At 41.7% G+C, this 9,582-nt stretch carries 7 protein-coding genes; 1 reads left to right on the top strand and 6 read right to left on the bottom strand.

Going from position 1 to position 9,582, the window contains the following annotated elements; translation table 11 throughout:
* Positions 1-445: SIS domain-containing protein (locus C232_RS18940; RefSeq protein ID WP_018665390.1), on the top strand; the 445-nt coding region annotated here is incomplete at its 5' end.
* A gap of 248 nt (positions 446-693) precedes the next feature.
* Here the strand turns inward: C232_RS18940 and C232_RS0117340 are convergent.
* The 6 genes from C232_RS0117340 to C232_RS0117315 form a co-directional block, all read right to left on the bottom strand.
* On the bottom strand, positions 694-1,827 hold the full coding sequence (locus C232_RS0117340) for a mannitol-1-phosphate 5-dehydrogenase (RefSeq protein ID WP_018665389.1): 1,134 nt from the start codon (positions 1,825-1,827) through the stop codon (positions 694-696).
* Between the two features lie 5 nt (positions 1,828-1,832).
* The gene (locus C232_RS0117335; protein WP_018665388.1) at positions 1,833-3,926 is read right to left on the bottom strand and encodes a BglG family transcription antiterminator; all 2,094 of its coding nucleotides are present in this window, start codon (positions 3,924-3,926) and stop codon (positions 1,833-1,835) included.
* Between the two features lie 47 nt (positions 3,927-3,973).
* The gene (locus C232_RS0117330) at positions 3,974-5,908 is read right to left on the bottom strand and encodes a PTS mannitol transporter subunit IICBA (protein ID WP_018665387.1); all 1,935 of its coding nucleotides are present in this window, start codon (positions 5,906-5,908) and stop codon (positions 3,974-3,976) included.
* 617 nt (positions 5,909-6,525) lie between these two features.
* Complete coding sequence (locus tag C232_RS0117325; protein ID WP_018665386.1) at positions 6,526-7,449, bottom strand: ribokinase; 924 nt, start codon at positions 7,447-7,449, stop codon at positions 6,526-6,528.
* Positions 7,450-7,498: 49 nt separating this feature from the next.
* Positions 7,499-8,182, bottom strand: a complete 684-nt coding sequence (rpe, locus tag C232_RS0117320) for a ribulose-phosphate 3-epimerase (RefSeq protein WP_018665385.1) — start codon at positions 8,180-8,182, stop codon at positions 7,499-7,501.
* A gap of 12 nt (positions 8,183-8,194) precedes the next feature.
* A complete protein-coding gene (locus C232_RS0117315) occupies positions 8,195-9,193 on the bottom strand; it encodes a LacI family DNA-binding transcriptional regulator (RefSeq protein WP_018665384.1) in 999 nt (332 codons plus the stop codon).
* Between the last annotated feature and the right edge of the window lie 389 nt (positions 9,194-9,582).

Raw genomic sequence — 9,582 nt, 5'->3', positions numbered from 1 at the left:
GTTTGACTATTTAACACTAACCCGCAATTGCTTTTTCATCGGCCGTGCGCTCGACTATTATGTATGCCTTGAAGGGGCATTAAAGTTAAAAGAAATCTCCTATATTCAAGCAGAAGGTTTTCCAGGCGGCGAACTTAAACATGGTACGATTGCGTTGATTGAAGAAGGCACCCCGGTTGTGGCACTTGCAACGCAAGAGGATGTCAACTGGAATATCCGCGGCAATGTCAAAGAGGTGCTTGCCCGCGGTGCTAATACTTGCATCATATCCATGAAAGGCATGAATGAGGAAGGCGACCGTTTCGTCATTCCAAAAGTACACGAATTGTTAACACCCCTTATCTCTGTAATTCCGTTGCAACTCTTTGCTTACTACGCAGCCATTCACCGCGGCTGCGATGTCGATAAACCGCGTAACTTGGCCAAGAGCGTAACAGTTGAATAAGTATGGAAACCCACCGTAAGTAAAAATTCGTCGGTTTCCAGGCAGGAATAAAAAAGCATGGCGAATAGTCATGCTTTTTTATTCCATAAATTAATGAACTAAGAAAAGCTGGACCCGAATTGGATCCAGCCAAAGTTTAAGTTGACGATTGATTTGAAACTAAAAATGAATTGGTTACACTCCTGCTTTCCATTAGATAGCCTGATGCCCCGTTTTCCAGATACCAACATGAAACAGCAGGTGCCGGCTCATTTTTTATAAAAGCGGGTAACTTCTTCCGCAATTGGATTGTCATGATCCAATTTACAAATATCCTGAAGGACTGCCTGCAACCCTTTTTCTTTCAGCTGTTTTTGCAGTTCGACCGCTTCCGGATCAGTATCGACGTCAAATTTTAAGCAGTAGGCAATGGCCTGGGCAAGATGCGTAAACGGAAGTCCTAATTTTTGTGCTTCTCTTGCCGGCCTTACCAAACGGTCTTCAGGGCCCAGTTTGCGGATTGGGGAGCGCCCGACCCTTCTCACATCATCTTTAAAAAACTTATTTTGGAAACGTCCCAGAATCTTTTCAATATACTGCTGGTGTTCCGACAGATTTAACCCATACCGTTTAACCAAATAATTGCCGGTTTCCTCAACTGTTGCTTTCACTTTCTGATAGATTTCCGGATCATCCAACGCTTGATCGATTGTTTCTTTTCCTTCTGCATAGCCGATATAAGCAGTGACAGCATGCCCGGTATTGACTGTAAATAATTTCCTTTCAATATAAGGCTGAATATCAGAAACAATCTTCATGCCCGTAACTTCAGGAATACTATCCTTGGTTTCAACCACCCATTCAAAGTAAGGTTCAACCAAAACATCCAACAGTTGTTCATTATGCTGAGCAGGAACAATGCGATCAACCGCACAATTCATGAAAATGACCCGATTTTCCATTTTATTACGCGTATCCGGATCTAACAGTTTTATTACATGCTCTTTCAATATGTCAGTTGCCGAGATTTGGTTTTCACAGGCAATGACATACAATTTTTCATTTGTATTCCCTAATCTTCTTGTAATCCCTTTTGCAATTAAAGGAGCAATTCCCGGCAGAATGCTGACGCCGACTGCAGTGGTCACGTATGTTGCTTTTTCAATTGCTTCTGCCGCAGCATCAGGATCGGTTTTACTATTGATGCCAGATACGTTTGTAATATGCTGAACCTCTTGATGCTCAGCAGCCATATAAACATCATACGACTTCTTACTGTTCAATTCCCGGATAATCTGGTCAGCCACATCTACAAACGTAACATGATATCCTGATTGCGAAAATAGTGCACCGATAAAACCTCTTCCAATATTTCCTGCTCCAAAATGGACTGCTTGTTTCATGTTTATCATTCCTCTAGCATTTTATTTTTTATAAACTGGTAAAAAGATTTTTCCAGTTTTTCGCGAATTAAATGTTCATTAGCAGACGAAAAAATCAAGATGCTTTTATTGTCTTCAATGATTGTTGAGCTGACAAAGCTCGTAATTTCCCTTTGGATCGGTGTCAATTCTTTTGGCGCTAAAAGGAGAAGGATATTGCGGACATCCATTGGTTTTTCATCCATTCCCCTCAAAGTGGAGGGCGTTTCTAAATGCGCAAGCTGGAAGGCCAGCTCCTTCACTCCCTGATCCTGGCAGTGGAAAAGAGCCATGTTTGTTCCCGGTATTCCAAGGCCGGCAATTTTTTCGCGTTCCAGCAGCCGCTTATATATCGAATCAACATCTTTTGCGATACCTTGTTGAAAGCAACATTCCACCATCGAACGAATGATATCTTGATAATCTTCTCCGGTTAGTCCGGTATAGACTTTTAGATTCCGTAAAAGGACTGATATGCCGGAATACATCTCTTTCATATCATCCATTAGACTATCCAATGTTTTGGAACCAGCTGTAAAATCAGCTTCGGCCGGTTTCATATCTGCTTGTTCTCTAACATCTATCCGGTTTGACTGAATAAAGCTGTTAATGTATCCCTCAATATTTTTCACATCTTCTTTACTTAACAACGGATTGACATAAAGATACGGATAATTTGCCCAAGGGAGCCTTACGGTAGAAAATACCAAATCATATTGATTCAAGTCCTTTGTCTTCATTTCCTTAATGGATGATATTTCAATATCCGTGATGCAGGGCACTTCTTTCTGCAGCCGTGTTTTAAGCATTTTGGAGGCACCGATTCCAGTCGGGCAGACGACTAATGCACGCAGATTAATATTTGAAAGTCTTTGCTCCAAGGATGATCCAAAATGCAGAACAATATAGGCAATTTCATCCTCCGGAAAGGACAAATCTTTAAAAACCCTTTGTGTAACGTCCGTAATGACTCTGAATAATTTTGGATACTGCTGTTTAATTTGCTCTGTTAATGGGTTGTAGGATCCAAGATTTTTTCTGATTCTGAAAATGGATGGTTTTAAATGGGCCAGCAACCCTTGAAAAAGCGAAAAGTCAGAAGTCAGGTCAACGTTAATTTTCTGTGAAGCCAGTTCTATCAGCTGTTTAATATTTCTGCTCGTGATCACATTGTCGTCATACACAGATTCGGCGCTTTGCATTTTTGAACCCTTAAAGTACTCCGCCAAATACTGTTTTTCAATTTCCGAAATCCCGGTTTTTAGTTCGCTCTCAATTCTGCGGCAAACTGAATAGACAAACGCAATATCACTTTCCTCAAGATCACTATGATGGTCCACTTCCTGCAATCTGGAACCCTTAATGTATCTTTGGTAAGTGATATAAACTTGTAAAACAAATGCCATATAATCACTATCTGCCAGATCAATTTCCTTTTCTTCAAGCTCTGTATTGACAGCTTTTTGAACGACATTTAAATACTCCGGTTTAAAAAAATGGAGAAACAGGCTGTCCGTATTCCGAAATTTGTGATGATCAAGCTGGAACAAGGCTTCTATCAGCTCTTCGTTAAAATGCTGGATAAAAAACTTCCCAAGAACTCTTCTTTTCGAAGCTTCGTTGCCCGAAAGCTGTATACCGAAATTGCGTTTCCGAATCAGCACAAGGCCGAAACCTTTTACTAAAGCCTGCAAATCATCCAGATATGAGGCAATTGTCGCTGCAGAAATATCCAGATCTGAAATCAGCGCCTGCTGTTTAACCGGCTCTTTCTCTTGCAGTAGTTTTATTAGGACGATTAGTTTCCGTTGTTCAACCGACAGATCCAACGGGCGCATGCTTGACAGGCTTTGGGAAAGTTTGAAAATGTCCTCATTTTTCCCGTCAATGTATAAGAAATGGTCCTGGTTCTTTGAAACTTTCAATTTGTATTTTGATAAAATCTTCTCTACATTTCTCATATCCCTGTTCACAGTCCGTTCACTTACATGAAGTTCATTTGCAAGTGAGGAAACTGTGTGGGTCCCGCTCATTTTCAGGAGCAGTTCTAATATGCTTTTTTCCCTGTTCCGAATAAACATCTGATCAGCCCATTTCTTTTTCCGTCAAACTGCTATTTTACCCATGATTACGGATTAACCGGTTGTGCTTCATTTTGGCCCGTAATACTGCCAAAATAGCTTAGCAATTCCTCTACCGTTTTGGCTTCGGCCATTTTTTTAACCGTATCCATATCCGAGCATGTTTCCGCTATTTTCGACAGGATGCCCAAATGCTCGCCATTCTTTCCGGCAATGCCAATCACCATGCGGACTATGTTCCCGTTAAAATCAACTCCGTCCGGAACTTGGACAACTGTAATACCTGATTTCAAGATTGCTTCTTTTGCTTCATCTGTCCCATGCGGAATGGCAATCTCATTACCAATATAAGTAGATGTGAGTTGTTCGCGTTTGATCATCTCATCAATATACGATTCCGTTACATAACCATTGTCTACTAAGACACGCCCGGCAAAACGGATTGCTTCTTCTTTGTTTTTAAATGATTGATTTAAAAATACATTTTTTGGAGGCAAAATTTCATTATTTGAATTTGCCTCAGCTTCCGGCACTTGGGTTTGATCCTGCTGCGCGGCATTGCCGCTGTTGCTTTTCAGTTGTTCAATCAGGCGCTCATATTGTGAATTGTCCAGGAAATTGTCCACAGAAACATGGTAAGCATTTGGCGCCTGCTGTTTCGCACGGCTTGTTAATTCTCTTTGAGTGATTACAATTTGCATATCCTTTGGCAGATTACGGATTGCCGTATTGGTAACTGTAATCGGAAGCCCTTCTTTTTTGACCATTTTTCTTAACAGAGAAGCTCCCATTGCGCTTGAACCCATGCCTGCATCACATGCAAATACAATTTTCTTCACTTCACCGGGGTTCAGTTGTACATTGTTCTCCGATAACAGGGAAGCTGCACGGCTCTTCTTGCCTTTCATGCTTTCCATTTTTTCTGTTGCTTCTTCAAGGTCATTTTCCGTACTCTTGTCTGTTTTTAGGATAACGAAAGAAACTACAAAAGAAACAGCCGTGGCAACAAGGACATCAACAATATTGGCAATATAATTTCCCAATGAATGCGGTGTTACAGCCAAAATTGAAATAATGGAACCCGGAGATGCAGGAGCCAACAATCCGCCATGTAATGCAACTAAGGTCAGGACACCGCTTGCACCACCTAGAATAACCGACAAAAATAATAATGGTTTCATCAAGATGTAAGGAAAATAAATTTCGTGAATCCCGCCAAAGAAGTGAATAATTGCGGCCCCCGGTGCTGATCGTTTTGCTGTTCCTTTCCCGAACAAGCAGTAAGCTAACAGAACACCCATCCCCGGGCCAGGGTTTGCTTCAAGTAAGAAGAGTACTGATTTTCCCGCTTCCTTCACTTGTTCAACTCCAATCGGTGTTAATACACCGTGGTTGATTGCGTTATTCAAGAAAAGGATTTTAGCAGGTTCAATGATGATGCTGACAAGTGGCAGAATATTAGTATGGATCAGCCACTCAACCCCTCCTGCTAATGCTCTTGATACAGCGTCAACAACCGGACCTACTCCCAGGAAAGCAAGAATCGCAAGCAAACCGCCGAGAATACCTGCTGAGAAATTGTCAATCAGCATTTCAAATCCAGCTTTTACTTTACCTTCAATTGTTTTATCAAACTTTTTGATTACCCAGCCGCCAAGCGGCCCCATGATCATGGCACCTAAAAACATCGGTACATCCGTTCCAATAATTACACCCATTGTTGCAATCGCACCAACTACTCCACCACGATGATCATGGACAAGCTTCCCACCTGAATAACCGATTAATATTGGGAGAAGATAGGTTACAGTCGGACTTATCAGTTCATTTAATGTTTTATTTGGAAACCATCCGGATGGATATAGAAATACTGCTGTGATAAGTCCCCAGGCGATAAATGCTCCAATATTCGGCAAAACCATTGTACTAAGGGAGTTTCCCAGCTTCTGGACAGCCACTTTAATCCCTTTGCCTTCGCTCATTTTAATGCCTCCTAGAATTACATACTTGTCAAAAACCTCAGCTATAAATCCCATTAAAAGATTTAGAGATTCAACATTCAGCGCGCTGTTTGTTTACGTTTACATAAATTCTTTTAAAGGGGGGTTCCTTTATTTTTATTATAGGTGGGGCTGACAGCGCATTCAATCAACCTTAAATGTGATTTTGTCGAACCTCCCTTTGACAAATGTTTATTTATTTTTAACAAGCATTCCGAATATGAGAGAAAGCCGTGATTTGATAAGTAATAATGTCCGCCTAACGAAAAAAGATTGACCCTTCAAATCACTGGATTAGATTTGAGGAATCAATCTCCTTCTTTTGAAAGCATTATTCAGTTATATCCAAAGTAATGGTCCAACTATAAGGTTAGTTTTTCTTAACATGCTTTGGCTTGAAATATCACCAAATTTGAGAAAAAGTATTTCCTATCTACAATTCTAATAAGAAGTCACGGTCGGGTGAAAAGAAAAAATCGTATCATTTTTAGCAAAGCGGCCATACCGCCTCAAGTCTAGGTTAAGGCGATTATCGAAAAAGTGGAGGATGCATAACCTGTCAGCTTTTATAAACGATAATTAATAGATGGCACTTATCATCACCCAATCACCGGTCTGCTGTAGTTTTGGACTTCTTTCAGTGTTGGAATAGCATCTTGCCCGCCGGTGCGGGATACTTTGATGCCTGCTGCGATAGAGGCGAATCGGGCCGCTTCGGCGAGATCGTTTGTGTCGATCAGTGCATCTGCAATTGCACCGGCATAGCAGTCGCCTGCGCCTACGGTATCAACAGCCTTAACTTCGATTGATCGGACGAAAGTTGCTTTTCCTCCTTGATAGACAAGGCTTCCTTTGCCTCCGAGTTTCACGATGACATTTGGAATTCCAAGTGCACGAATCTTTTCAGCAGCCATTAATGCGCTTTCTTCATCGGTTACTTGAATTCCGGTGATGGCTTCTGTTTCCTGGCTGTTCGGTAAGACAAGATCAGCATATTGAAATGCCTCAGGAGTGATTCCGCCGGCAGGGGCCGGATCTAAAATCACAAACATACCGCGTTGTTTTGCCAGTTTCATCGCTGCCAGGATGGATTCTTTGCTTGTTTCCATTTGAATCAATAAAATTTTTGCTTCCAAACCGGAAAAAGCGGTTTCAATATCTTGTTCGGTTAAAGCATCATTTGCACCTTTTGTCCCGACCATGGTGTTTTCCCCTGATTCATCCACCAATGCGATGAATGTACCGGTACCTGCTTTATCGGTTTCGATGACACCGCTGACATCGACCCCTTTACTGCGCAGATTCTCAAGCATTTGGTTTCCGGCGCTGTCTTTGCCTACCGACCCGACCATGGCGACCCTTTTGCCAAGGTGTGCGGCGCTGGCAGCCTGGTTAGCTCCCTTTCCTCCAGGGAGCATGCGGATTGAATGGCAAAATTCAGTATCCCCATATTGAGGATATTTTTCACAACTTGCAACAACGTCCATATTAATACTTCCTACTACTACGATATCAAATTTCATGATTTTCCCCTCCAAAAAGGAATTGATTCCACTTTAAAAAGCGTTTTCTTTAATGGCTTAGTTCGGTCATTTCCGTTTCTAACAGCTGTCTTGTGCGGGCAACATTTTCCCCGAGTGTTCCCTCTTTTTTGAAAACAGCGCTCGTTCCGCATACATACATGGTAGCGCCGTTCTGCTTGCAAGCGGGAATCGTCCCGGCACCAATGTTTCCATCTACTTCAATTTCGATATCAAAATGGTTTTGCTCGATCTTTTCGTGCAGTCTGGCGATTTTTTCATACACTGCAGGGATAAATTTCTGGCCGGCAAAACCAGGATTCACCGTCATGACTACAACGTAATCGGTTACGTCATAGACATAATCCAGCACGTCAAGCGGTGTTGCGGGATTGATGGCGACACCGGCTTTTAATCCCGCGTTCTTAATTTTGACAAGGGCGCCCTGAAGATTATCTGTTGCTTCAGCATGGACGGAAATCATATCGGAGCCGCAGCCTGCAAACAAGTCAATGTATCTTTCCGGGTTTCTAATCATCAAGTGGGTATCGAGCGGTTTATCGGTTAACTTACGGACAGTTTTAATGAAATCGGGCCCGAGTGTAAAGTTCGGTACAAACAAGCCGTCCATTACATCAAGATGGTAAAAGTCGACACCCGCTTTATCCATTTCCCGGATGTTCTCAGCCAAATGACCTAAGTCAGCACACATTAATGAAGGTCCAATTTTATTCATCTTTTTTCACTCCTATTGATCTACCGAAGATTCTCTGATTAAGAGTTCCGGTTTAATTTCATATTTTTTTGGTTTTTCATTTTTATCCTGAATCAAGCGTAATAATTCTTCTACCGCAATTCTTCCAATATCCTTTTTACGCTGGTCCACCGTTGATAAACGTGGAGTGGCATAACGGGAAAAATAGATATTATCATAGCCAACAACTTTCACTTTCGAAGGCACATCAAGCCCTGCTTCCGCACAAGCCCGCATTGCCCCTAAAGCCATTGCATCATTTGAACTGAAAATGCCATCAAATCCCGTACCGCTTTGAATCAATTTTTGAACAGCTTTGTACCCGCTTTCCATATCAAAATTCCCGTATACAACTTTTGAAGACAGCCCGCTGTTGAACGTGGCGAGCGTTTCCAAATAGCCGGATAAACGATCCTCTGAACTTTTTTCACCACGCGGACCGGAAATATGCACGATATGGCGGCAGCCCCCATCTTTTATCAAATGTTCCACAGCAAGCTTTGCACCTGCTTTATGATTGACCGTAACAGCTGAAAAAGGGTGGTCAAATTGCGACCTGTCAATCGTAACGGTATAAATGCCGCTATTCTCCAGTTTCTCAAGATCTTCTGATTCCACGTATAACGAGTTGATGATGGCACCGCTCGCATAGTGGCTTAAAATCGAATCCAAGTAGTATTTTACTTTTGAACGTTTGTCATCACTGTTGCATAAATAAACATGGTAGCCGTACTCATTCGCCGTTTCTTCTATTGCATGCACCAATTCTGGAAAAAAGGGATTTTCAAGCGATGGAATGAGCAATGCAATTAAATCTGAATTTCGTTTGGATAAGCTTTTTGCTAATGTATTGGGTTTATAGTTTAACTCTTTTATAATTTTTTGTACGCGCTCTATGGTTTCCGGTCCGGCTTCCCCTTTGTTATTAATAATCCGGGAAACAGTCGCGGTTGAAACACCTGCAGCTTTGGCCACATCACGGATTGTCACCATTAAAAACGACTCCTTTTTATGTACGTAACCGATTACGTTTTTAATGTAAGCCCTTTATTCTGTTTTGTCAACTTTTTCTTTTCAAAAAGAAAACATTTTTCTTGATGAACCGAGAAAGTTAAGTCCGTATAATTGTGTAAAAAGGGTTATCTGAATATGAGGGAATATGGAGTATAGGGGCTGTTTTTCTGGAGGGGGCTGGCCAGCCCCCTCCAGAAAAACAGCGGGATTTCATTTCTCTCGCCGTCTCTATCATTTTTTCATAGAAAATGAGCCAGAGCCCGTCATCTCAGTTAGAATAGAGTTAACCAAAACAACTTCTAAAGGAGAGATTCAGGGATGGCTCAATTACAGATTACTCTAGATGAACAACTTTTGCATCAATTATT

The organism is Heyndrickxia acidiproducens DSM 23148, assembly GCF_000374345.1.
Classification (GTDB): Bacteria; Bacillota; Bacilli; order Bacillales; family Bacillaceae_C; genus Weizmannia; species Weizmannia acidiproducens.
The sequence above is the reverse complement of the archived record's forward strand: the minus strand, read 5'-3'. Positions and strand labels throughout refer to the sequence as shown.

What these genes read in the sequence shown, in the direction of transcription:
- C232_RS0117340 (WP_018665389.1), bottom strand. Translation starts at nt 1,827, where the DNA reads ATGAAACAAGCAGTCCATTTTGGAGCAGGAAATATTGGAAGAGGTTTT.
- C232_RS0117335 (WP_018665388.1), bottom strand. Translation starts at nt 3,926, where the DNA reads ATGTTTATTCGGAACAGGGAAAAAAGCATATTAGAACTGCTCCTGAAA.
- C232_RS0117330 (WP_018665387.1), bottom strand. Translation starts at nt 5,908, where the DNA reads ATGAGCGAAGGCAAAGGGATTAAAGTGGCTGTCCAGAAGCTGGGAAAC.
- C232_RS0117325 (WP_018665386.1), bottom strand. Translation starts at nt 7,449, where the DNA reads ATGAAATTTGATATCGTAGTAGTAGGAAGTATTAATATGGACGTTGTT.
- rpe (WP_018665385.1), bottom strand. Translation starts at nt 8,182, where the DNA reads ATGAATAAAATTGGACCTTCATTAATGTGTGCTGACTTAGGTCATTTG.
- C232_RS0117315 (WP_018665384.1), bottom strand. Translation starts at nt 9,193, where the DNA reads ATGGTGACAATCCGTGATGTGGCCAAAGCTGCAGGTGTTTCAACCGCG.